Raw genomic sequence first — 23,051 nt, 5'->3', positions numbered from 1 at the left:
TTCAATGCCCCCTTCGTCTAGCGGCCAAGGACGCCGGATGCTCGATCCGGAAACGCAGATTCGAATCCTGCAGGGGACACCAGGAAACGCTTTTGAGACATTTTTCGAAACGTTTCAGCGAATTCGCGCAGATGTGCAGATGAAAGGCAGGTTGCAAACGTGTCGAAGGATGACCGATTCCCCCATCTTTCTCTGAACGACGACGATGACGAGATTGTTATTCAGGCTGGGGCAACGTCTCGTGCCACTGCACGGGAATCTGTGCAGTCATCGAATGAGGAGCGCGAAATAGCACACAGAGGGAAAGCAACAGAGCCTCACTCTCCCTCGGCTGATGCGGCTAATTCCGCCGAAGCAGCTTCCTCGACTTCGGCGACAGATACAGAATTAGCGGATGAAAACCGCTTGCATAAGACGACAGAGCTAGCAGAGGTAGAAGCAGATCAGGCGCCGGGTTCTCAAGCTGATCGTGACGAGCTGTCACGCCACGAAGGACAGAAGTTTCGTCGTGCCGACGAGTTCTCCATGCAAACGACCGAGGATGACTTGCATGCGAGTGGTCCCTTCACTCGGATGCGCGCCATTATTCTTATCGTGGGTGTTCTTGCGCTGGCGGCTTGGATTATCTGGTGGGTGCTTCGATAGCAACGGGTAACGGGTTTCGAACGCATGCAGTGCGGCAGCCAACAACAGCAAGTCCGTTGAGATACGTGGAATACGTGGGATACGTGTTTGAAACGTACACCTGCGACACATAATAGGGATATGTGATTAAAGCAGGCAGCAGGGATAAGCGGTATGATAATCCTTCATCGGCGAAAGGCGATAAGGTATGTCTGATATTCAGGACAAAGATACGAAATCAAAAAACGCGGAGGTAGTGTCCACCAGCGTCGAGTCATCGCACGGTGCGCATGATAATGCCGCTGCTAGTACTGCCAATTCACTAGAAACAGCTCATTTTGGTGGTGCGGCTGTTGATAACCACCATGTGGGCGAAGCTCCCGATGATGGAGTTCCGCGTGCTGCAAAGGCGGCTGAACAAGCGAAAGCGGCTGAAAAATCCAACGACAATCAGGGCGAACTACTCGACGCGGACGATAGTGTGTCGATGGAAGAGTCTACAAGCAACACAGAGACCTCCGATGCATCGGGCAAAGACATCGCCGCAGAGGATTTGCAGCCGTCATCTGCGGCATCTGGCGAGTTTGCAGCATCCGATGTGGTCGACAAATCGAAATCTGGGGAAAAACGCGGCAGCACGCGTGGTGGTACGGCAAACAAGAAGGCAAAAAAGACATCCCGTAAAGACCGCCTAGCTGCCTTGCCTGAACATCAGCGCAAATCGCGTCGCACGCGGCGTGCTCTTACCATTGCCATTATCCTTCTGATCGTATTATTAGGTGCTTTAGTTTATCTTGGCTATGAATTAATCAAGACCAGTCAAAATGCTATCAGTCAGACGACACCATCGCAGGGTAACGATGCGACACAGGTGGCTGAAAGCGGCACCACAACAAAAGATGCTACGACTGATACTGTTAAACGAATTGATGTTCCTGCGTTAGCATCGGTGATTGGTTCTTCACGTGATGAAGCGATTTCCCTGCTGGGTCATGGCGCCACGCTGACCTTATCTTCGGAAGTCGCCGATGAGAATTCTGCGGTAGTCGAAACCGATACCGTTATGCTGACGGCCGACGCGTCCGATTCCAAATTAGCTTCGCCAACCGTGTATCTGTCGCTCGATGAAGCGGGTACGGTTGTGCAGGTGAGCTATACCGCAGCAACAGCAAGCCTTGGATATGGCACGCTTTCCTTTGCTGATGCGGTTTCGAATGAACATGTGATAGAGAAAACTCTTTCAGAAGCCGGCCTGTTGGTTCAAGAGGAAACAGTTGAACTGCCTGATCGCGGGGAGTATTCAACCTATGCGGCTGACGGCACAACACTCACTGCGGAAAAATATTCCTTTAGTGGGACGGCTCCTGCAACAAGCGGGTCGGCGTCTTTCAACTGGGCTGCGGTGCTTTCCTATGACTACACGGCTTCTAATGCGAGTGGTAATTTGTCCGACACCGTGCGCATGATTACTATTTCTCTTTCAGCATCTGCATAGACCGAGAAATCTTAATACATCGCGGTTCTTTCGTTTCATACCGCCGTGGGTTCTGTCTCTTTTCCTGTTGTCTTTTCGTGTCGTCGTGGGTTCTGTTTGCTGACCTGTTCGATCAAACGGGTCTGTTAGTTATGTACCGCGATTGCCTGGTGGTTATACGCCGCGACTAGCCACGGTATTGTTCCTAAAGCGATTCGGCAACAGGTTTGAGTGGCAAGGTCGGGGCCTTCTGCTTGTTAGCTTGAAGAATGTGTGGACCCTTTCCGACTTAGCGGGGGCGTGGTATCATGCATGAGTTTCTTATCACACATGCACGCGGGACTCGCGTCTGCTAGTGGCCATCGAAAAAGGCTGCGGGTGCGGGGTTGAACGGGTGCAGAGGCTTAACGAATGGAGCAGAACATGGAGAAGGTCTCTATCCAGACCCTGGTCGATGCCGGTGCGCATTTCGGCCATCAGACACGCCGCTGGAACCCCAAGATGAAGCCGTTTATTTTCGGCAGCCGTGGCGACATCTATATCATCGATCTGAAAAAGACGCTTATTGGCATGGACGAAGCGTACAGCTTTGTTTCCACTCTTGCTGCAAACGGTGGCACCATTTTGTTCGTGGGCACCAAAAAGCAGGCACAAGAACCTATCGCTGAAGCTGCCAACAGCTGCGGCATGCCGTATGTGAACGCCCGCTGGCTCGGTGGCATGCTGACGAACTTCGTTACCATCCGTTCTCGCGTATCACGTATGGAAGAGCTTGAGGCTATGGATGCCGACGGCCGTATGGAAAAGCTCCCGAAGAAAGAGCAGATCCTGCTGCATAAGGAACTCACGAAGCTGCAGACGAACCTCAACGGTATCAGGAACATGAAGCGTGTTCCTGATGCGATTTTCGTAGTTGATACCAACCGCGAACTGATTTCTATCCGTGAAGCGCAGCGTTTGAACGTTCCCATTGTGGGGCTTATCGATACCAACTGCGATCCTGATGATGTCAATTTTGGTATCCCTGCAAACGACGATGCAATTCGTTCGGTAAAGCTGTTCTGCAACTTTATTGCTCAAGCCGTTATTGCTGGCATTGGCGCACCTGTTTCGGCTGCTGAATTCCTGGCTGAAGACGCTCCTGAACGTGCTGCTGATAAAGTTGATGCCGAAGCTGCCTTTGCTGCCCCTGCCGCCGAAGCAGCCTCTGCGGCCGCTCCTACCAACGCAGTTCCCGCAGCAAGCGCTGAGGCTCCCGCAGCCGAAGCAACCGCGCCTGCAAACACCGAGGCTTCCAAGGCCGAATAGGCTTTACGAGCATATCTGTACACGAAGAGGGGCGATAAGGTAGGACTTTCGCCCCTTTCAAACATGAAAGGAACAACCATGGCTCAGATTACCGCTGCAATGGTAAAGGAACTCCGTGAGATGACCGGTGCCGGCATGATGGAGTGCAAGAAGGCTTTAACCGAAGCCGACGGCAACCTTGATGCTGCTGTTGACATCCTGCGTACGCGCGGGCTTGCTGCCGCTGCCAAGAAGGCTGGTCGCGCCACAAATGAAGGGCGCGTTGTCGCGCTGGTTGAAGGCAAGGCAGGTGCTGTTTGCCAGGTAAACTGCGAGACTGACTTCGTAGCGCTTACCGATAAGTTCCAGGCTTATGCCGAGGGCTTTACCAAAGCTGTACTCGCTAATGATCCGGCCGATGTTGAAGCACTGCTTGCTTCCGAATATGAGGGCGCCAAGGTTCAGGACGAACTCACCGAAGCTATTCATGTCATTGGCGAAAACATGCAGATTTCAAGCTTCAAGCGTCTGGCAATTGAGGGGACGGGTGCACTCGTCCCGTACATTCATATGAATGGCAAGATTGGCGTACTCGTTGCATTCCGCTTTGCAAACGATGCAACCGCAGATGACGAGCGCTTCTTGACCATGGGCAAAGACGTTGCCATGCAGATTGCTGCGACAAATCCGGTCTCGCTTGATGAGTCGAGCGTTCCTGCCGATGTGCGCAACCACGAGATGGAAATCTACAAGGCACAAGCAGCTGAGTCCGGCAAGCCTGAATCCATTCAGGAAAAGATCGCTTCTGGTCGTATGCAGAAGTTCTATAAGGAAAACTGCCTGGTTGATCAGGACTTCGTAAAGGATAGCGACAAGTCTGTGGCTCAGTATGTGGCTGGTGTTGCCAAGGAAATTGGTGACACTATTGAGGTTGCCGATTTTGCCCGCATCGCGCTGGGTGATTAATACAGCGATGTTGCACGGTTGCCTGTGACGTTCATCGAAGTGTTCGGCTGAATTTCGTAAAAGTCTTCACGCATTCGATTAAGCGCGCAAGGTAAGCGAGCACCGCCACCATTGCTGATTGCGCCCGCCCTTTGCTCTTTCCTTGGGAAGGATGTTAAGGGCGGGCGTTACTGTCTATAATCGAAAGTCAATCTAAACGCGCGTCTGCGCGGAATATCTCAAGTTCTATTGTCAGTCGAGGAAGCGCAGGTTATGTCAGAAGAAGTAATCATCGCTCGCGAGAGTGAAAATCTTACGGGTACCGTGCGTGCCTCTGGTGCGAAGAATTCTGCTTTGAAACTTATGGCAGCCTCGTTGTTGGGGCAGGGCAAGAGCACTATTCGTAATGTGCCGTTAATTTCTGATATTTACATCATGGGTCGGGTACTTGAGGCGCTTGATGCACAGGTCACGCGCGAAGATCATGTTTTAACGATCGATACAACCGCAGTTGAGCGATATGAAACGCCATACGAACTTGTTTCAAAAATGCGGGCGAGCATTTCGGTGCTGGGTCCGCTCATCGGTCGTTTTGGTTGTGCGCACGTTGCGATGCCCGGCGGCTGTCAGATAGGCGCCCGACGGATTGATATGCATCTGGTGGGGCTTGAACAGCTTGGTGTTCACTTTGAAATCGACCATGGGTTCCTAATTGCGACAACGCCCAATGGGTTGCATGGTGGCAATATCACTCTTGAATTCCCAAGCGTCGGAGCAACTGAAAATACCATGATGGCAGCCGTTACCGCTGAAGGGCGCACCACTATCGACAACGCTGCCTGCGAACCCGAAATTGAAGATTTGGCTTTGATGTTAAACGAGATGGGCGCCCAGATAGAAGGGGCAGGATCATCTTCGATAACCATCGAAGGCGTTCCTCTCTCGGCATTGCATCCTTGTGATCATGCAACCGTGGGAGATCGTATCGAGGCGGGCACCTTTCTCGTGGGTGGTGCGCTGCTGGGCGGACCCGTTACGGTAGAAGGAATAAACCCCAGTTATCTGCGTATGGCTCTTATGAAGTTGCGTGCGATGGGCTGCATTGTTGAAGAAGGCGAGCAATCGGTGACAGTGCGCCGTGATGGCCCGCTTCGTGCTGTCGACATTCAGACGCTGCCGCATCCTGGCTTTCCCACCGATTTGCAGGCTCAATTTATGCTGCTTGCTTCGCTGGCAGAAGGCAATAGCGTTATTACCGAAAACGTTTTTGAGAACCGTTTCATGTTTGCAAGTGAATTGGTGCGCATGGGCGCTGATGTAACAATTGACGATCATCATGCGCTTGTTCGCGGGGTGAAACGTTTGCAGGGTGCCCCGGTGGTTTCTACCGATTTACGCGCGGGGGGAGCCCTTGTTCTCGCTGGCATGGCTGCCGAAGGTGAAACGATTGTACGGAAGATATCCCATATCGATCGCGGCTATGAAGATTACGTCGGTAAGCTCACTTCGCTAGGCGGCAATGTTGAGCGCACGGTTGTCGACGATATCTAGGCATTTGAACCGATGAGCCGACAAGAACGACGGGAATCCCGCGAGCGTTCGCGCTTGATCAGAGAATCAACTATTGGCACGCATGTGGTCAACAATGCACGTCGCGCGTCAGGTACTCGGGTGCATTTTGGAAGCCATAGAGGGGCGTCGCGTGCAAACCGTGGCGAGATTCGCCATGTGACACCCGCAACGCGCACGCGGGAGAGTGCAGTAGATTTTATAAGGCGGTCTCATACGCCGGATTACGTTGCACAAAGTATTCGTCGACGTCGGCGCCGAACGATCCTTCTGGTGCTGGCTCTTCTGGTAGCCGCAGCTGTTGTCGTTGCAGGAGTTGTTACCTTTGTCTATTCATCATCGGTGGATAGCAAGATGGCTCTTTCTGACGATGCGGCTCGTAATGCGCTTGTTTCTCCGAGCAAGGCGGAAGAAGTTCATTACACGCTTGTCGTGGGTGAAGGGGTGGCATCGCAAGGGCACCAGCGCGCCTTTATGATAAATCTCGTGCGGGTGAATGCGGCTTCTCATCAGGTTACCTATACCGCAATCTCACCTGACATTCCCGTGACAACATCAAGTGGGGAAACCACCACGTTGGGTGACGTTATCCAAACCGATGGTGATGCAGAACTTATCAAACAGGTTTCCGCATTAACCGGGGTGGATGTTGCCCATTTCATTAAGGCAAGTGACAAAGGTCTTGAGCATCTGGTTGATGCGCTTGACGGTATTGACATAACACTGCCTTATCCGGTTGACGATCCGGCCGCTGGCATTATTTCACTCGATGCGGGAGAACAAACGCTGTCGGGACAAGCGACAGCTACTGCTTGTAAGGCTTCCAATTACGAAGATCCTGCTCGCACACAGGGACAAGTTCAAAATGAGATACTCGCTGCTATTACGCAGAAGCTTGCCGACCGGGGTGGATTTGATGCGCTCTCAACGTTCGATTCTCTCGCCGAGGACATCAAAACTGATCTTGGATACCAACGACTTGCTGATGGTATTGAAGCTCTTTCATCAATCAACAATCCCGTGGTGCAACAGGGTGTTCTGCCAGTAACTGTTTCGGTTCAGTCAGGAACAGTGTCGTATCGATGCGACAAACAAGCAGTTGCTTCGTTTATGAGCGTTGTTAACGACGGTGGTGATGCTTCGGCGGTGGCGGATACCACACAGGATGTTGATACTACCGGCATCACTGTGGCAGTTCGCAATGGCGGTGGCGTTAACCAAGCGGCATCGCAGGCAGCAGCTCTTTTGCGCGATGGAGGCTTCACGGTAACCGAGGTGGGCAATACTGATAACCCTGTGTATGACGAAACGCTCGTGATCTATCGAAATGGCGATATGAAAGCGGCAGCTGAACAGGTTGTGCGGGATTTGGGTCAGGGCCGTTCAACTGATGCAAGTGTGTATTACAGCTTCAATTCCGATTTACTGGTGATTGTAGGGAAGAACTGGGTGGCGTCTTCGTAAAGGGCAGGCCTGCTTACCAGACCTGCCCTTTACTGAATGTGAGCTTTCTTGCACTTTAAGCTGGAACAACCTGCTGTACGCCAGGTACGCGGTCCTTCAGAATGCGCTCAATGCCGTGCGCGAGTGTCATCTGGGACATGGGGCAACCTTGGCAGGCACCCTGCAACTCGACGGTCACCGTGCCGTCTTCCATAACGTCGACCAGTCGGACATCGCCGCCATCAGCCTGCAGGCTCGGGCGTACAAGCTCAAGTACTGCAGCTACATCTTCCTTATTCACCATAAGAACTCTCCTTGATCGTCAGATGGGTACCCGCGAATTCTAACATACTCGCCACTGGTGCCCGTAAAGGATTCGTCCTGTTCACTTCCCGTTGATTTCGCATCACAGCTCCCAAGATGTGGGGAGGTGTTTGTTACAATGCGACAGGTTAAAACGGCGGCGGGCACAATAGAAAGCCAGGGAATTTGCATCATGCTCAATAGTCTCTACCATGCTCTGGACCCGATTGCTTTTTCGTTGGGGCCTTTAACGGTGAGATGGTATGGCATTGCCTATATCCTTGGATTTATCTGCGCTGCGGTGGTTATTGGACATACGGCGCGTCGTTGGAAGGTTTCCCTGACACAAGACGACCTGTTCACTATTTTAATCTGCCTGATCATTGGGGTAATTGTCGGCGCTCGCCTGGGGTATGTCCTCTTCTATGGTGATGGATATTACCTTGAGCATCCTCTTGATATTTTGGCATTTTCCCAGGGAGGCATGAGTTTTCACGGGGGCCTTATTGGTGCGCTGTTGTCAGGCTTGGTCTCAGCGCGCTTGTGCGGTGTCCCTTACGCAACGCTTGCCGACTTGGGAAGTATTGCTGCTCCAATTGGTCTATTTTTCGGGCGTTGTGCCAACTTTATCAATGGCGAACTGTGGGGGGCGCCGACCGATGCGCCGTGGGGCGTTATCTTCGGTGGAGCAGCTGGGTCGGTTGCCCGTCATCCGTCTCAGCTGTACGAGGCGTTTCTTGAGGGCATTGTTATCTTTACCGTGCTTTTTCTTCTGTCGCGCAAGCGCCCACCGCGTCCACAGGGCACATTTATTGGGCTGTTTCTTATCATGTATGGCTCGTTCCGCTTTCTTATCGAGTTCGTGCGACAGCCGGATGCGCAACTGGGATACCTGTGGGGCGGATGGCTCACGATGGGTCAACTGCTTTCGGTGCCATTAGTACTCGCGGGTATTGCTGTTCTGGTGTGGATGTATCGTACACAGCGACCTCAGGAAGGTAAGCCTTCCTTGTCTATATCTGATGAATCTCTCGGTTAATAGGATTGAATCCTATAAATAATCTCGCTACTATGGGGATGCTTTTACGAGAAGAAGGAGATTCCCATGAGTCTAGAATTTTATCAATGCCTCCATTGCGGCAATATTGCTATCAAGCCCTTTGATTCTGGTGTGCCCCTGGTGTGCTGCGGCGAAAAGATGGCCAAAGTCGAACCGAATACGGTCGATGCAGCGCGCGAAAAGCACCTGCCAGAGGTGACAATTGAAGGTAATACCGTTCGGGCGCAGGTTGGCAGTGTCGAGCATCCTATGGAAGAAGTTCATTACATCACGTTTGTGTGCCTTGAAACTGAAAAGGGTTATCAGATCGCTCATTTGACACCTGGCATGGCTCCTGTTGCTACCTTTGCGGTTGCTGAAGGCGACAAGCCAGTTGCTGTGTATGAGTATTGCAACAAGCATGGCTTGTGGAAGGTTGAACTCTAAGTCGAACCCTAACAGGTAGCACGCTTTTGCGGCTTTCAATGGACGGATACAGTGAATAAAGTTCACGCAGAACCCTCGCCTTGGTGCGGGGGTTCTGCCGTATCATGGAGTTATGAGTAAAACAAAGGCCAAAGATACGCTCGCTTTACGCACAGCAACGGGTACCGAGAGCAGCAGCAAGAGTCGCAGCAATACGAGGCGCGGCAGCCACATGTGCAGCGCTCAGCAACTCGGTGGCAACAAGCACAGCGACAAGTGTGGCAGTACTGGCGGTACGAGCAGTGCCTTCAATACACAGCGCAGCACGTCGTGTGATGTTATCGTTGTAGGGGCGGGCGCAGCTGGCCTAGCGTGCGCAATAACCGCAGCGCAGCATGGCAGAACAGTCACGGTACTTGAAGCGGGCGATCCAGGTCACTCGATTCGTGTAACGGGCGACGGCCGCTGCAATATTGCCAATACAAACACTGCTGGACAGGTGTATTGGAATACGGCCTTTGTTGAGGCAGCATTTTCTTCCTGCGCACCTGAAGAATCCCTTCGCTTTCTGGAGCGCTGTGGCATTGTCATGCGTGCCGAAGCGGAAGGCCGTCTGTACCCTCTTGCGAATAAGGCATCATCAGTTGTCGAAGCATTGCTGTTGGCTGCCAACCGTGCAGGTGTCGCTATACAATCATCGGTCACAGTGGAAGCGGTACAGCGCAGTGGCAGCGGGCTGACGGTGTCAGCGCATAGGGGGGATAAACCCATTTTGTACCGTGCGCAGGCGGTGGTGTTGTGCTGCGGTGGGGCTATTGAAAAGATTTCCTTGCCCACCGAGATTGCGTGTATACCAACAAGCCCTCTTTTAGGACCGCTTGCATGCCAGGCCGCACCTCTTCGAGGTCTCGACAAGGTACGTGCAAAGTGCGCAGTCACCTGCGAAGGCGTGCGTGAAGAAGGCGAAGTCACCTTTCGTACGTATGGCGTCTCAGGCATTGCGGCATTCAATGTGTCGCGTGTTGCCCATCCGGGAAGTATTCTCTCGATTGATTTTCTGCCCGCTATTCCCGCCGAATCAGCGCTTTCGTGGGCGCAAGAACGCTCACGCGCGTTGGGGGTGTGTACGTGGCGCGAGTGGTGTACGGGAGCATTTTTACCCCTGATTGCACGCGCTCTTTTGACGCACGCACATATCAGTGCAGATACTACTGTTGAAGAACAGTCGCTTCAGACCTTTATGCGGGTGGCAAAGTCGTTTGACCTGATAGTAAAAGGTATTGGCGATGTGTCGCGCTGCCAGGTAACACGTGGCGGTATCGAGGTGTCGATGCTTAATCCTACTACGATGGAAACACCAGTTAAGCATGTGTATGCCTGTGGGGAATCGCTTGATGTTGATGCTCCGTGTGGAGGATATAACTTACACTGGGCTTGGACGTCTGGTTTGATTGCGGGTAGGGCGCTTGCCAATTGCCCTTCGGCAAAGGAAGTCGTGTGATAGTTGTTTCCCAAATTGCCCTTTCTCTTGATGATGAGGCGTTTTCGCGTGGCGGGCAGGTGCAGCAGGCCAGCCCGCTCATTCAAGTGATTGCTCGCATGTTGGCTATTCCTGCTTCTGCGGTAAATACAGCTGAGGTCATACGGCGCAGTATTGATGCCCGTCGGAAATCCAACGTTCATTTTATTGTTACTGCCCAGGTGCACCTTGCAACAAATGAGCAGGAAGAGCAGGCTCTGTCGTTGAACTGCGTCAAAAGTGATTCAGATTCTTCTGATGTCCGCCGGTTAGGCCAGATGGCTGCCGCTATTGGTGAGGCTGCCTTTGCTGTGCACACTAAAAGTCGTTCGGTGACGGATGCTAAAACGGATGCCAAAGCGAGTGTTAAAGAGAGCGCTAAAGAAACTTCAGATGTGTTATCCATCGGTCAGGTGCCGGTGAATGCACCCAATTCCTCAGTGCGTCCGATTGTGGTGGGGTGTGGTCCAGCGGGGTTGTTCTGTGCGCTATATCTGGCATATGCGGGTGCGCGTCCGATTGTGCTCGAACGTGGTGCCGCGGTGGAAGATCGCCTGCGTGCCGTTGATATTTTCAATGCAGGCGGCCCGCTTGATGCGCGCACAAATATTCAGTTTGGCGAAGGTGGCGCTGGAACGTTTTCCGATGGCAAATTAACAACGGGCACGAAGAGTCCCCTGGTGCGCCAGGTGCTTTCGTGTTTCGTGGCAGCAGGAGCACCCGGAGAAATCTTATGGGATGCAAAACCCCACATCGGGAGTGACCGTCTTCCAGCTGTTGTTTCCGCGCTGCGTCAAAAGATTATCGCTTTGGGGGGCGAGGTGCGGTTTGAACACCGCTTAGCTGATATGTCCTTTGAAGAAGGTCGGCTGGCACGTGTTTCTATCGAGGATCCAACAGGAACCTGTTACACGCTTCCTGCCAATCACGTGGTTATCGCGTGCGGACATTCAGCGCGCGATACGTTTGAGATGCTTCATGCGCGGGGTTTATCGTTAGAACAAAAACCGTTTGCTATGGGCGTGCGTATTGAGCATCCACAGCAGCTTATTAATAAGGCGCAATGGGGTAAGGCCGCAGCGCATCCAGCGCTGGGAGCAGCTGATTACAAGTTGGCTGTCCACCTTGATAATCGGCGGAGTGCGTATACGTTCTGCATGTGTCCGGGAGGTACGGTTGTGTGCGCCGCAAGTGAAGCGGGCGGTGTGGTTACGAATGGCATGAGCAATTATGCCCGTGATGGTAAAAATGCTAATGCAGCACTGTTGGTTAATGTGGATCCCTCAGACCTTCAGTCCGATGATGTACTGGCTGGTATGCACTTGCAGCGCCACATCGAACAGGCAGCCTACCAGGCAACTCTTGCTGCGGGGGGCAGTGCCTATCAAGCTCCTGCTCAGAGCGTGGGAGCGTTTCTGAAGCGGGAAAAGGATATCCAGTTTCCGCATGATAGCAGGGGGGAACATATCTGTGCGCCCACCTATGCACGGGGTGTTGTTGCCTGCGACTTGCACGATATATTTCCTCGCTTTATAACCGACGCGCTCAAGCAGGCGCTGCCCTTGCTTGATCGAAAGCTTGCTGGTTTTGCCCATTCTGGTGCAATTATGACAGCTCCCGAGACGCGTTCGTCTTCGCCGGTACGCATACTGCGCAAAGACGATTTGCAAGCTCGATTAAACCAGAACGAAAAGCCTTGTGGTGTGTATCCCTGTGGCGAGGGTGCTGGTTATGCAGGGGGCATTATGTCGGCGGCTGTTGATGGCCTGCGGGTAGCTTTGCGCCTTGCAGAAGATTTAGGTCGAAAGTAACTACACAAGAAACAACTGATAGAGTGAGCAGTGCACGAAGGAGAAATACATGTCGAGAGTATCTGCAAACGGTTCGACATTCGATACGGTTTCTAATCCTGGTGGCTCAAAGATAGGTGAGAATCTTGAACGCACCGTGGCTGCTCTGCGTGCTGGCTATCCGGTGATATTTCCCACTGATACGGTGTATGGCATTGGGGTGTCAGTTGATGCAGCTGAGAGCCCTAAAGCTATCTACCAGGCGAAAGAACGCGACCTTTCAAAGCCGGTTGCGTGGTTAGTTGACAGCATTGAGGCACTTGATGTGTATGGTGATGCTGTACCTGCCGCTGCACACGCATTGGCGCACGCTCAGTGGCCGGGTCCGCTGACGCTGGTGGTAAAAGCTTCAGAACGAGTGCCAGCCGCGTTTACCTCTACCGCAGGCACTATTGGACTGCGCATGCCCAACCATGCTATTGCGCGCGAGCTTATTCGGCGACTCGGCTGCCCGATTGCTACTTCGTCGGCGAATATTTCCGCTCATCCATCAACTGCTTACGCGCAGGGAATCGACCCAGCGCTTTCCGATAAAGTTGTCGCTGTTCTTGCTGATGATTCCCAAGGGGCAAGTGGCATATCATCTACGGTGGTTGACTGTACGAGCTCTCCATTGCGCATTCTGCGGGAAGGATCAATTTCTGCCGCAGACGTGCGTGCGATATTTACATAGGAAAACAAGAGGCGCAAGGAGTATGAGTATGGATGTGAACAGAGATACGTTTTCATTTCCTTCATCTGATAAAAGTTCAGCCTTACACGCATGTGCATGGTACGTGCCAGGTCAGGCTCCGCGTGCCGTTATTCAGTTGACCCATGGAATGTCGGAGCATATTGCGCGATATGACGACTTCGCCTGTCATCTTGTACAACGCGGCTTGTTTGTCTGTGGACATGATCACATTGGACATGGAAAGAGCGTCGCTTTGATCGACCGCCTGTGCTGTCTGCCGTGTGATGCCGATGTGTGTATGGAAGAAGATATCAATATCCTGCGCCGTGAAGCGACAGCGCGGTTTTCTCTTGAAGGAATTCCTTGGTTTCTGTTTGGACACTCGATGGGGAGCTATCTGGTACGGGCTTGCCTGCTTGATGGGGCGGCAGATGGATACCGACAGCGTGCTTGTGATACTGACCCGTGTGCTGCTGGCCTTGCGGGGGCGATTCTCTGCGGTACGGGTCAGGTTCCAAAGCCGCTTTCAATAGCGGGAGTGGCATTGGCACAGCTAATTGCACGCGCGCGCGGCGCCGATTATCGCAGTGCGTTTTTGGATGACTTTGGAACAGGGACCTTCGAGCGTGCTGTTCCTGAAAATCGCACTTCATTTGATTGGTTGAATAGCGACCCGTCAGGGGTTGATGCTTATGTTTCAGACGAACTTTGCGGCGTGATGTTCTCCGCTGGAGGATACCGTGCTATCGGGCATTTAACCGGTCGCGTGAGTGCACCCGATTGTGGGAAATTGCTACCAAATGGATTTCCCATTCTTATGATAGCGGGTGCCGATGATCCGGTGGGTAATCGCGGTCGCGGGGTGCAGGCCGTTGCGCGTGCCCTGCGTGCCGGCAGTCAGGCACAGGTAGACGTTCACTTATATCCGGGTATGCGTCACGAAATCCTTAACGAACCGCGCCACACAGACGTGTATGACGATGTCGATCGGTGGCTCGACGAAGTACTTGGGGAAAATACTCAGGAAAAGTAGGCACGTGCCAACACAGTCAAAGCGTGAGATGTAGGCAGTGGGGCGGTTACAGCTTGTTTGTGTTGCGCGTGTGCCAACGAGAGAGCTTTGACGATAGATGGCAACGATAGAATACGATGTTGTTCGGGTTTGAGCTGATAAGAAAGCAGTTGCAGAAAAGGGGGAGAGCATTGGGATATGTGATAGCGCTTGATCAGGGAACAACCTCGTCAAGAGCGCTGCTTTTCGATCGCCAGTGCGGCGTGCGTGGTGTCTATCAGATGCCGTTTGAACAGCACTTTCCCCAACCGGGTTGGGTTGAACATGATGCGTTCGATATTCTGCGCTCGCAGATATCGGTACTCGACGATCTGCTGGCTGCCTATTCTCTTGAGTCGGGCGACATCGACTCTATTGGCATTACCAATCAGCGCGAGACAACTATCCTATGGAATCGCCATACGGGACTACCTATCGGGCGGGCCATTGTGTGGCAATGTCGTCGTACCGCTGGATTAATCGAGCAGGTGTGTGCAACACCTGAAGTGCGCTCACATATTTCTCAGGTAACGGGTTTAGTGCCCGATGCCTATTTTTCGGCTAGTAAGATTGCTTGGTTACTCGACCATACACCGGGGGCTCGCGAGGCCGCCTGTGCTGGTGACCTGCTTTTTGGCACCGTCGATAGCTGGCTGGTGTGGAACCTTACCGGTGGCGCAGTTCATGCGACCGATGTCACAAACGCGAGTCGAACGATGTTGTTTGATATTCATCGGGGCTGTTGGGATGAAGAATTGTGCAATCTCTTTCGCATTCCTCTGTCTTTGCTGCCCACGGTGCGCCCTTCGTCTGGTGATTTTGGTGTTACCGTTGATGATATTCCAGCGGCTCGGGGGCACGACGGCTTATCATTTCCGCGTATTCCAGCGGGCATTCCTATTACTGGCGTTGCGGGCGATCAACAAGCTGCGCTGTTCGGCCAGTGTTGCACGCAGGCCGGCGAGGCAAAAAATACTTATGGCACTGGTTGCTTTTTGCTCATGCATACCGGCAGTGAATGCATTACATCGCACAACAGCCTTGTTTCTACTGTCGCTGCAACCGAGCCTGACTGTACCGGCTTGGCTTATGCGCTTGAAGGAAGCGTGTTTATGGCGGGCGCGCTTATTCAGTGGCTTCGTGATGCCTTAGGTCTTATCGGTTCAGAAGCGGAAAGTGAACAGGTTGCGCGCAGTGTCGAAGATACGGCGGGTGTGTATGTGGTGCCCGCCTTTACTGGTTTGGGTGCGCCCTATTGGGACGCCGATGCACGGGGCGCTATCTTTGGCCTGACGCGTGGTGCTACGCGTGCTCACATTGTGCGTGCGGCTCTTGAATCGCTTGCCTATCAGGTCTCCGATCTCATGGATGGCATGCAGGATGACGCTGGCATGCGCGTGCGAACGTTGTCGGTTGACGGAGGGGCAAGTCGTAACGACTTCTTGATGCAATTTCAGTCAGACATTCTTGATGCGCGTTTAGTACGCCCGGCCGTAGCGGAAACAACAGCAGCCGGCGCAGCTTATTTAGCAGGATTGCGCACCGGTTTCTGGCGCGATATGGATGACATTCGGTCGCGGCGTGTGGTCGAGGTCACGTTTGCCCCTCATATGGCATCATCCGAGCGTTTACGACGTTTGGAAGGTTGGCGAGAATGCGTGAGTCGTACTCGCTCGGAGAGGCGAGCTGTGCAAAAATAGGTGCAGGCATATCGGGTATATTCGCAGCACCAAAGTAAAAAGATGTCTCTGATAACAGGAGGAAAACTTCATGATCATATCGATGGGCAGCGATCACGCAGGATTTGAGCAAAAAGAGCAGCTCAAACAATATCTTGAGACAGCTGGCCATACCGTTATTGATCGTGGGTGTCCCAGCGAAGAGCGAGTTGATTATCCGGATTATGCATATCCTGTGGCATGCGATGTGGCTCAGGGAACAGCTGAGCGTGGTGTGCTGGTGTGCGGCACGGGCATTGGTATGGCTCTGGCAGCTGATAAAGTGGCTGGTGTGCGCGCTGCCAATATTATTACGCCGCAGTTTGCCGGCCTATGTCGTGAACACAACGATTGTAATGTGATTACGCTTTCAGGGCGCTTTGTTGACGTGGGCGTTAATAAGGAAATTGTTGATGTGTTTCTTGCGACGCCTTTTGGTGCTGGTCGTCATACGGGGCGTGTCGAAAAGATTATGCAACTCGACTAAACTCAGCGAGGCTCAACTAAACCCAAATCAATTCGACTGGACTCGACTACCGCAGAAACCTCGTGCATGAGCTGATAACTCACCGTTTTCCACTTGGCTGTACCGTTGCACCGTCTATCTGCATCGATGATCGCCACGATAAAGAAGCACTTGCTGCGCTGTGCTAGGATGGGCGCATTATAGACCTCGCCGCCACAAGGCGCGCATGCGAGAAAGGCAAGAATATGCCGTTGACTTACGTAGCCCAGACCGACCCCGAGATTGCCGATGCGATCGACCAGGAACTTGCTCGCCAGAGGGGCACCATCGAGCTTATTGCCTCGGAAAATATTGTGTCACCTGCGGTCATGCAGGCCATGGGTACCGTTCTTACTAATAAGTACGCCGAAGGCTATCCGGGTAAACGGTATTACGGCGGCTGCGAAAAGGTCGACATTGTCGAAAATCTTGCCATCGAACGGGCAAAAAAGCTTTTTAATGCGGGCTTTGCCAATGTGCAGTCCCATTCAGGGGCACAGGCCAATTATGCTGCCTATGCCGCTATTATCAAACCGGGCGATACGGTGCTCGGTATGAGCCTTGATAACGGGGGTCATCTCACGCACGGCTCGAAGGCGAATTTCTCGGGCAAGCTCTATAACGTGATTCCCTACGGGCTCGATGAAAACGAGCGCATCGACTATGACGCCCTCGAGCGTTTGGCTCAAGAACATCGACCCAAGGTTGTTGTTGCTGGTGCTTCGGCTTATCCGCGTGCCATCGATTTCGAACGCATGGCTGCCATTGCGCACGAAGTTGGTGCCTATCTTATGGTGGATATGGCTCATATTGCTGGTTTGGTCGCTACCGGTGCCCATCAGAATCCGGTTCCCTTTGCTGACATCGTCACCACAACGACTCACAAGACGCTGCGTGGGCCGCGTGGTGGCATGATTCTTACGAATAACGAAGAACTGGCGAAGAAGATTAATAGTGCGGTATTCCCTGGCACACAGGGTGGCCCGCTTATGCATGTGATTGCAGGTAAAGCGGTTGCCTTCCATGAAGCGCTGCAGCCTGCCTTTAAAGAGTACATCGACAAGGTGGTTGCTAACTGTGTTGCACTTGGTCGCGGCATGACTGAGGGCGGTTTGCGTTTGGTTTCGGGCGGCACCGACAATCATCTGTGCTTGGTCGATTTAACGCCTGCGGACGTCACGGGCAAGGATGCCGAAGGTCTGCTGGAATCGGTTGGCTTAACGGTGAACAAGAATTCCATTCCCAACGAGCAGCGGTCTCCCTTTGTGACCAGCGGTATCCGCGTGGGAACGGCAGCAGGAACGACGCGCGGTCTTTCTGATGATGAATTCTTCGAAGTCGGATCGTGCATTGCCGAGGCGGTCTTTAATGCAGGCGACGATAATCGCTTGGCTCAGGTTCGCGCACGAGTTTCTGCCATTATTGACGCTCATCCGTTGTATCCTGAATTCGACCGCTAAAATGGTGCGTACTGTGTACGCACTAGATGAATATCACTGATAGGGCGGGCAGAACTGAAGAGAGGAAGCCAATGAATCAACTGAGCGAACGCGTTATCCTGGTCGACCATCCGATGGTACAGCATAAGTTGTCCATTTTGCGCGATAAGAATACTTCGTCAGGTCAGTTTCGCCAGCTGGTGCGTGAGCTCTCTCTCTTTGAGGTGTACGAAGCAACATCAGATCTTGCGCTCGAGCCAGTTCATGTTGAAACACCGGTCGCCATGGCTACCTGCATGCAGTTAACTGGCCGCAAGATGGCGGTGGTGCCTATTTTGCGCGCAGGTCTTGGAATGGTTGATGGCGTACTCGATCTTATTCCCGCTGCTCGAGTGGGGCATTTAGGCATGGAACGCGATCATGATACCCATGAACCGCATGAATACTATGCAAAGATGCCCCGCGATATCGCTGAACGTGATGTGCTTGTGGTTGACCCTATGCTGGCAACCGGTGGGTCCTGTATTGCGGCTATCGAGTATCTGCGCCGCCTGGGGGTTAAAAACATCAAGGTTATGGTCTTGGTGGCAGCTCCCGAAGGTATTGACGCTCTCCTGGCAGCCGATGGTGATGTTCGGTTGTACACCTGCGCTATCGACGAATGTCTCAACGAAGATGCTTACATTGTGCCGGGCTTAGGGGATGCGGGTGATCGCATCTTTGGGACGGTGTAGCACACCATCTACGCTGAGCACCATGCGAAAAATATGCAGAAAAGCTGCATGTATCGCCTATGAGGCTACCGATAGTCGCGATAATAGGGGATGTCATCAGGTTTTTGCATATCTCTCGAGGGTTTCTGAGGTAATTGCGTTACTATATGCTGCGCTGACTTTTGGTTAGGCACATTGAGGAAGGGGAAGTCCGGGCGTGCAGGCTGCGATGAGCATCGTTGGCGGCATCCTGGCTGCCCTGTTGGGTTTTGCCCCCCTGTGGGGCGCACTCAAACTGTCGCGTCGCTCTCAGTCGACGCTTGTCCTTGAAGCAGCGGGACAAGGCCTTATCGGGGTCTTTTTCTCGCTGATTGTGCTGGGAGGCGCCCTATTCGCGGTATCGCGCATCGCACGCGAAAGCGTGCTGCTGTTTGGGATTGTTGAGATTGTGGCGTTCGTGGGGGTCACTTCGGTGTACTTCATGTGGCGCAACCGTGTGATTGGTCACACACAGACAGATAAAGAGCAAAGGGGAAGAGGATAAATGGGCGAGGCCTTGCAAGAATTCGTATCGCAGGCACAGCATCTTGCTCCTACCTTCGATTCGCAGACCGTTTTTGCCATCGGTGGATGGAACATTTCCCAGTACACATTGTATATGTTCATTATTTTGGCATTGGTATTGCTGATGGTGTTGGTGGGTGCACGCAAGTTGCAGATGATTCCACACAGCAAGCCAACCGCCATTCTCGAATACCTCTATGGCTTTGTGGGCGATTCCATTGGTCGCGATGTTATTGGCGAGGGATTCAAGCAGCATATCCCGTTTCTTGCTACTCTCTTTATATTTATTCTCACTGCTAACTTTATTGGCCTGATTCCTGGGTCGAAGGCCGCTACCGGTACCATTTCCATTACCTGGGCGCTTTCACTTATTTCATTCATTTACTTTAATTTCTATGGCTTTAAGAAGCTAGGTTTAGGTGGCTATCTCAAAAGTATCTGCCCGAGCGCCGTACCTGGCCCAATGAAACCCATTATTTGGGCTATGGAAGCATTTTCGCTTATTCTGCGTCTGCTGACGCTTGCTGTGCGACTTTACGGCAACATGCTGGCGGGACACATGATCCTCGGCGTGTTCTCTATTGCAACGACCGTGTTTATGCAGTACACGTTCCTTATGAATGGCGGTCTGGCTACCGGTGTCACCGGTATCGTGTGGTTTGCACTGCTCTTGTTTATGTACTCGCTTGAAACGCTTGTTGCGTTTCTTCAGGCGTACGTATTCGCTATTCTCACATCATCCTATATCGGGATGGCTGTGCATCCCCACTAGGGGGCTGGCCTTTGTGGGTCAGGTTTAATTGGTGCTTCAGCTGATGTACGTATTGCAGCTGGGTCATAAGTAAGAAGGGTTCGGAGGAAAGGCTTTCGAATCCGCCTAAAGGAGGTAATTGTGGATATCACTCTTGCGCTCGCCACACTGAAGGTTGTCGGCTACGGTCTGGCAGCCATCGGCCCTGGCATCGGCATTGGCATTGCCACGTACGGCCTGTGCGTGTCAGCTGCCCGCCAGCCCGAAATGAAGGGTCAGCTTATGGGCTACTTCTTCATTGGCGCTGCCATGTCCGAGGCGCTCGCGCTTATCGGCCTGGTCCTTTTCTTCATCGGCTAGCAGGCTTTCTTTGGATAGCCGCTTTCGAGGAAAGGAAAAGGAGGCAGGCAAGTTGAACATCAAGAACGGCAAACGCATCATTGCCAGTGGCGCATTCGCTGCGGTAGCTGCGTCGGCTTTGTGCCCTGTGCCCGCATTTGCGGCAAGTGGCATTGAAGCGATCATGCCGGTGATGGACGAATTCATCCCGATGCTCGTCGCCTTCATTATCCTTTGGATTATTCTTGCGAAATTTGGCTGGCCCTTGTTTGACAAGATGCTGGTCAAGCGCGAGAACACGATCAAGGAATCGCTTGAAAAGTCCGAAGAAGCCCGCCAGGAAAGCGAGCGCGTGCTTGCACAGTACAAGCAGGAACTCGCCGAGGCTAAGGCAACTGCCGCGCAGATTGTTGCCGATGCAAAGGCTGCCGGTACGGCGGCTAAGGCTGATATTACGGCTCAAGCGCAGCGGGAAGCATCTGACATGATTGCGAAGGCACAAGTTGCCATCGATGCCGAAAAGAAGGCTGCGATTGCCGAACTGCAGGGTTCGGTGGCCGACGTGTCGATCGCAGTCGCTTCGAAGCTCATCGGAAGTGATTTGTCTGACGATGAACATCGCGCCCTTATCGAGCGCTATGTAAACGAGGCAGGTAGTTTCAATGCCCGGTAACCGTCGCGTGGAACAGGCAGAAGCCGAATTGTACGCATCGACACTTATCGATACGCTTATGGCTGATGGCGGTTTAGATGCGGTGCTACGGGTTCGTTCTGAACTCGATGTGATCCTTCTGTATGATCGCTCTCATGTGGAGCTTTCCGATGCAATGAACGATCCGGAGTATTCGCCACACGATCGCGCTGAGCTCATAAAGAAGGTCTTCGCCGCGTGTCATCCGCTTCTCGTAAGTACCTTAGGTGTTGCTGCCGAGCGGGGCGACTTTGACATCCTGCCGCGCATAGCAAATACCTTTGAGGGTCTAATTACCGAGAAGCTCGATGTCACTGTTGTCGATGTGACAACACATGTCGCGCTCGATGACCACCTGCGCGAGGTAATTAAAAATAAAGCCGCCGCCGATTTCGGCACAAAGATTGTCTTAAACGAGACAATCGACCAGCATCTGCTGGGCGGCATCATCATGAGCGCAAATGGCAAGCGTATTGATGCGAGTGTGAACACGCTGCTTGATACTGCTCGTAACGCGCTAAAAGAGACCACTGATGGAGGTGAATGCTAGTGACTGAAATCACCGCACAGTCTATTGACGATGCCCTGCGCAAGCAGCTCGATGCCCTTGACACCAGTGTTGAGGCACGCGAAGTTGGCACAGTTATCCAGGTTGGCGACGGTATTGCCCGCATTGATGGCCTCAAAGATGCCATGGCTGGTGAACTTCTTGAGTTCACCGGATCTGCTGGTCAGATCGTCTATGGTATGGCTCAGAACCTCGAAGAAGAGGAAGTCGGCGCCGTATTGCTTGGTGACGTCACCGCAATCAAAGAAAACGACCAAGTAAAGACTACTGGTCGAATCGTCGAGATTCCCGTTGGCCCCGCAATGTGCGGCCGCGTGGTTAATGCTTTGGGCATGCCGATTGACGGCAAGGGTCCCATCAAGACGACCGCAACACGTCCCGTTGAATTCAAGGCTCCTGGCGTTATTTCGCGTCAGCCCGTAAGCGAGCCTATGCAAACGGGTATTTTGGCTGTCGACTCGATGATCCCCATTGGTCGTGGTCAGCGTGAGCTGATCATTGGCGACCGTCAAACGGGTAAAACGGCCATTGCGATTGACGCCATCATTAATCAAAAAGATCAGAACATGATCTGCATCTACGTGGCGGTTGGTCAGAAGGCATCTACCGTTGCTGGTATCGTTGAAACGCTCGAGCGCCATGGCGCTATGGACTATACGATTGTCGTATCGGCTACCGCTGCTGATTCTGCTCCGCTGCAGTATCTGGCTCCGATGGTTGGTGCCGCTATCGGCGAGTACTTCATCTACAACGGCAAGGATGGCAAGCCGGCATCCAAGGACAATCCGGGCGGTCACGTGCTTGCTATTTATGACGACCTGTCCAAGCAGGCAGTGGCCTATCGTCAGATGTCGCTGACCCTGCGCCGTCCGCCGGGACGCGAAGCCTATCCGGGCGATGTGTTCTACCTGCATTCGCGCCTGTTGGAGCGTGCAGTTAAGATGTCCGATGAAAACGGTGGCGGTTCGCTGACGGCTCTACCGATCATCGAAACCCAGGCTGGCGACGTATCTGCTTACATTCCAACGAATGTTATTTCGATTACCGACGGTCAGATCTTCCTGGTTACCGATCTGTTCTTCCAGGGTCAGCGCCCCGCTGTTGACGTTGGTATTTCGGTATCACGCGTTGGTGGATCTGCTCAAACGAAGGCGATGAAGCAAGTTGCAGGTTCTCTGCGTCTTGACTTGGCTGCCTATCGCGAACTGCAGGCCTTTACTCAGTTTGGTAGTGACCTGGACAAGTCGACCCAGCAACAGCTTTCTCGTGGCGCTCGTATGACCGAACTGCTCAAGCAGGGTCGCTATGTGCCGATGCCGTTCGAAGAGCAGGCTTGTGCGATCTATGCTGGTAACGAAGGCTATCTGGATGATGTGCTCGTTGAGGACATCACGCGCTTCCGCACCGAAATGCTTGACTATATTCGTACGTCCCATACATCTGTCTTCGCCGATTTGCGCGAGGCTAAAAAGTGGACCGACGAAATCAAGCACGAGGCAAACGAGGCGATCGAGGCCTTCAAGAAGCAATTCGCTCCTTCGGCCGAGTAAGGCGGCGCAC

Annotated in this window: 23 protein-coding genes and 1 tRNA gene; 23 read left to right on the top strand and 1 reads right to left on the bottom strand. The window is 52.9% G+C overall.

Annotation, left to right across the window (positions count from 1 at the left end):
• The first annotated feature begins 6 nt into the window (after positions 1–6).
• The 7 genes from CCUR_RS06115 (at position 7) to CCUR_RS06085 (ending at position 7,363) form a co-directional block, all read left to right on the top strand.
• Positions 7–82 (top strand) — tRNA-Glu (locus CCUR_RS06115).
• 77 nt (positions 83–159) lie between these two features.
• A complete protein-coding gene (locus CCUR_RS06110) occupies positions 160–645 on the top strand; it encodes a hypothetical protein (RefSeq protein ID WP_015778777.1) in 486 nt (161 codons plus the stop codon).
• A 187-nt stretch (positions 646–832) separates the two neighbouring features.
• The gene (locus tag CCUR_RS06105; protein ID WP_015778776.1) at positions 833–2,119 is read left to right on the top strand and encodes a hypothetical protein; all 1,287 of its coding nucleotides are present in this window, start codon (positions 833–835) and stop codon (positions 2,117–2,119) included.
• Positions 2,120–2,521: 402 nt separating this feature from the next.
• A complete protein-coding gene (rpsB, locus tag CCUR_RS06100; protein ID WP_015778775.1) occupies positions 2,522–3,406 on the top strand; it encodes a 30S ribosomal protein S2 in 885 nt (294 codons plus the stop codon).
• 78 nt (positions 3,407–3,484) lie between these two features.
• Positions 3,485–4,351 (top strand): translation elongation factor Ts, encoded by an 867-nt coding sequence (gene tsf / locus CCUR_RS06095; protein ID WP_015778774.1) that lies wholly within the window; start codon positions 3,485–3,487, stop codon positions 4,349–4,351.
• A gap of 252 nt (positions 4,352–4,603) precedes the next feature.
• A complete protein-coding gene (murA, locus tag CCUR_RS06090) occupies positions 4,604–5,881 on the top strand; it encodes a UDP-N-acetylglucosamine 1-carboxyvinyltransferase (protein ID WP_015778773.1) in 1,278 nt (425 codons plus the stop codon).
• 12 nt (positions 5,882–5,893) lie between these two features.
• A complete protein-coding gene (locus tag CCUR_RS06085; protein WP_083771590.1) occupies positions 5,894–7,363 on the top strand; it encodes an LCP family protein in 1,470 nt (489 codons plus the stop codon).
• Between the two features lie 55 nt (positions 7,364–7,418).
• Here CCUR_RS06085 and CCUR_RS06080 read toward each other — a convergent pair whose 3' ends face one another.
• On the bottom strand, positions 7,419–7,646 hold the full coding sequence (locus CCUR_RS06080) for a NifU family protein (protein ID WP_015778771.1): 228 nt from the start codon (positions 7,644–7,646) through the stop codon (positions 7,419–7,421).
• Between the two features lie 192 nt (positions 7,647–7,838).
• Here CCUR_RS06080 and lgt point away from each other — a divergent pair, with 192 nt between their 5' ends.
• From lgt to atpA, 16 genes are all read left to right on the top strand, one after another.
• Positions 7,839–8,684, top strand: a complete 846-nt coding sequence (gene lgt, locus CCUR_RS06075; RefSeq protein WP_015778770.1) for a prolipoprotein diacylglyceryl transferase — start codon at positions 7,839–7,841, stop codon at positions 8,682–8,684.
• A 66-nt stretch (positions 8,685–8,750) separates the two neighbouring features.
• Positions 8,751–9,131, top strand: coding sequence for a desulfoferrodoxin family protein (locus tag CCUR_RS06070; RefSeq protein ID WP_015778769.1), 381 nt, complete (start codon positions 8,751–8,753; stop codon positions 9,129–9,131).
• 112 nt (positions 9,132–9,243) lie between these two features.
• Positions 9,244–10,611 (top strand): aminoacetone oxidase family FAD-binding enzyme, encoded by a 1,368-nt coding sequence (locus CCUR_RS06065; protein ID WP_015778768.1) that lies wholly within the window; start codon positions 9,244–9,246, stop codon positions 10,609–10,611.
• A complete protein-coding gene (locus tag CCUR_RS06060) occupies positions 10,608–12,440 on the top strand; it encodes an NAD(P)/FAD-dependent oxidoreductase (protein ID WP_015778767.1) in 1,833 nt (610 codons plus the stop codon). Before CCUR_RS06065 ends, CCUR_RS06060 begins: the two co-directional genes overlap by 4 nt.
• Positions 12,441–12,489: 49 nt before the next feature.
• Entirely contained in the window at positions 12,490–13,152 is a 663-nt protein-coding gene (locus tag CCUR_RS06055) for an L-threonylcarbamoyladenylate synthase (protein WP_015778766.1), read from the top strand.
• A 28-nt stretch (positions 13,153–13,180) separates the two neighbouring features.
• Positions 13,181–14,185 carry a serine aminopeptidase domain-containing protein gene (locus CCUR_RS06050; RefSeq protein WP_015778765.1) on the top strand — a complete coding sequence of 335 codons (1,005 nt, stop codon included), beginning with the start codon at positions 13,181–13,183 and terminating at the stop codon, positions 14,183–14,185.
• Between the two features lie 170 nt (positions 14,186–14,355).
• Entirely contained in the window at positions 14,356–15,903 is a 1,548-nt protein-coding gene (glpK, locus tag CCUR_RS06045) for a glycerol kinase GlpK (protein WP_015778764.1), read from the top strand.
• 70 nt (positions 15,904–15,973) lie between these two features.
• Positions 15,974–16,408 (top strand): ribose 5-phosphate isomerase B, encoded by a 435-nt coding sequence (gene rpiB / locus CCUR_RS06040; protein WP_015778763.1) that lies wholly within the window; start codon positions 15,974–15,976, stop codon positions 16,406–16,408.
• A 224-nt stretch (positions 16,409–16,632) separates the two neighbouring features.
• Positions 16,633–17,886 carry a serine hydroxymethyltransferase gene (gene glyA, locus CCUR_RS06035; protein WP_015778762.1) on the top strand — a complete coding sequence of 418 codons (1,254 nt, stop codon included), beginning with the start codon at positions 16,633–16,635 and terminating at the stop codon, positions 17,884–17,886.
• A 71-nt stretch (positions 17,887–17,957) separates the two neighbouring features.
• On the top strand, positions 17,958–18,599 hold the full coding sequence (gene upp / locus CCUR_RS06030) for a uracil phosphoribosyltransferase (RefSeq protein WP_015778761.1): 642 nt from the start codon (positions 17,958–17,960) through the stop codon (positions 18,597–18,599).
• A 196-nt stretch (positions 18,600–18,795) separates the two neighbouring features.
• Positions 18,796–19,122 carry a hypothetical protein gene (locus tag CCUR_RS06025; RefSeq protein WP_015778760.1) on the top strand — a complete coding sequence of 109 codons (327 nt, stop codon included), beginning with the start codon at positions 18,796–18,798 and terminating at the stop codon, positions 19,120–19,122.
• Positions 19,123–19,914 carry a F0F1 ATP synthase subunit A gene (atpB, locus tag CCUR_RS06020; RefSeq protein WP_015778759.1) on the top strand — a complete coding sequence of 264 codons (792 nt, stop codon included), beginning with the start codon at positions 19,123–19,125 and terminating at the stop codon, positions 19,912–19,914. It begins immediately after the preceding gene.
• A 120-nt stretch (positions 19,915–20,034) separates the two neighbouring features.
• Positions 20,035–20,253 (top strand): ATP synthase F0 subunit C, encoded by a 219-nt coding sequence (gene atpE, locus CCUR_RS06015; protein ID WP_015778758.1) that lies wholly within the window; start codon positions 20,035–20,037, stop codon positions 20,251–20,253.
• Positions 20,254–20,332: 79 nt separating this feature from the next.
• Entirely contained in the window at positions 20,333–20,905 is a 573-nt protein-coding gene (gene atpF / locus CCUR_RS06010) for a F0F1 ATP synthase subunit B (RefSeq protein ID WP_390885241.1), read from the top strand.
• Entirely contained in the window at positions 20,895–21,473 is a 579-nt protein-coding gene (locus CCUR_RS06005; protein ID WP_015778756.1) for a F0F1 ATP synthase subunit delta, read from the top strand. Before atpF ends, CCUR_RS06005 begins: the two co-directional genes overlap by 11 nt.
• Positions 21,467–23,041: a F0F1 ATP synthase subunit alpha gene (gene atpA, locus CCUR_RS06000; RefSeq protein ID WP_015778755.1), complete on the top strand. Its 1,575-nt coding sequence runs from the start codon at positions 21,467–21,469 to the stop codon at positions 23,039–23,041. Before CCUR_RS06005 ends, atpA begins: the two co-directional genes overlap by 7 nt.
• The last annotated feature ends 10 nt before the right edge of the window (positions 23,042–23,051 follow it).

The sequence above is a fragment of the Cryptobacterium curtum DSM 15641 genome, assembly GCF_000023845.1.
In the GTDB taxonomy this organism is placed as follows: Bacteria; Actinomycetota; Coriobacteriia; order Coriobacteriales; family Eggerthellaceae; genus Cryptobacterium; species Cryptobacterium curtum.
The sequence above is the reverse complement of the archived record's forward strand: the minus strand, read 5'-3'. Positions and strand labels throughout refer to the sequence as shown.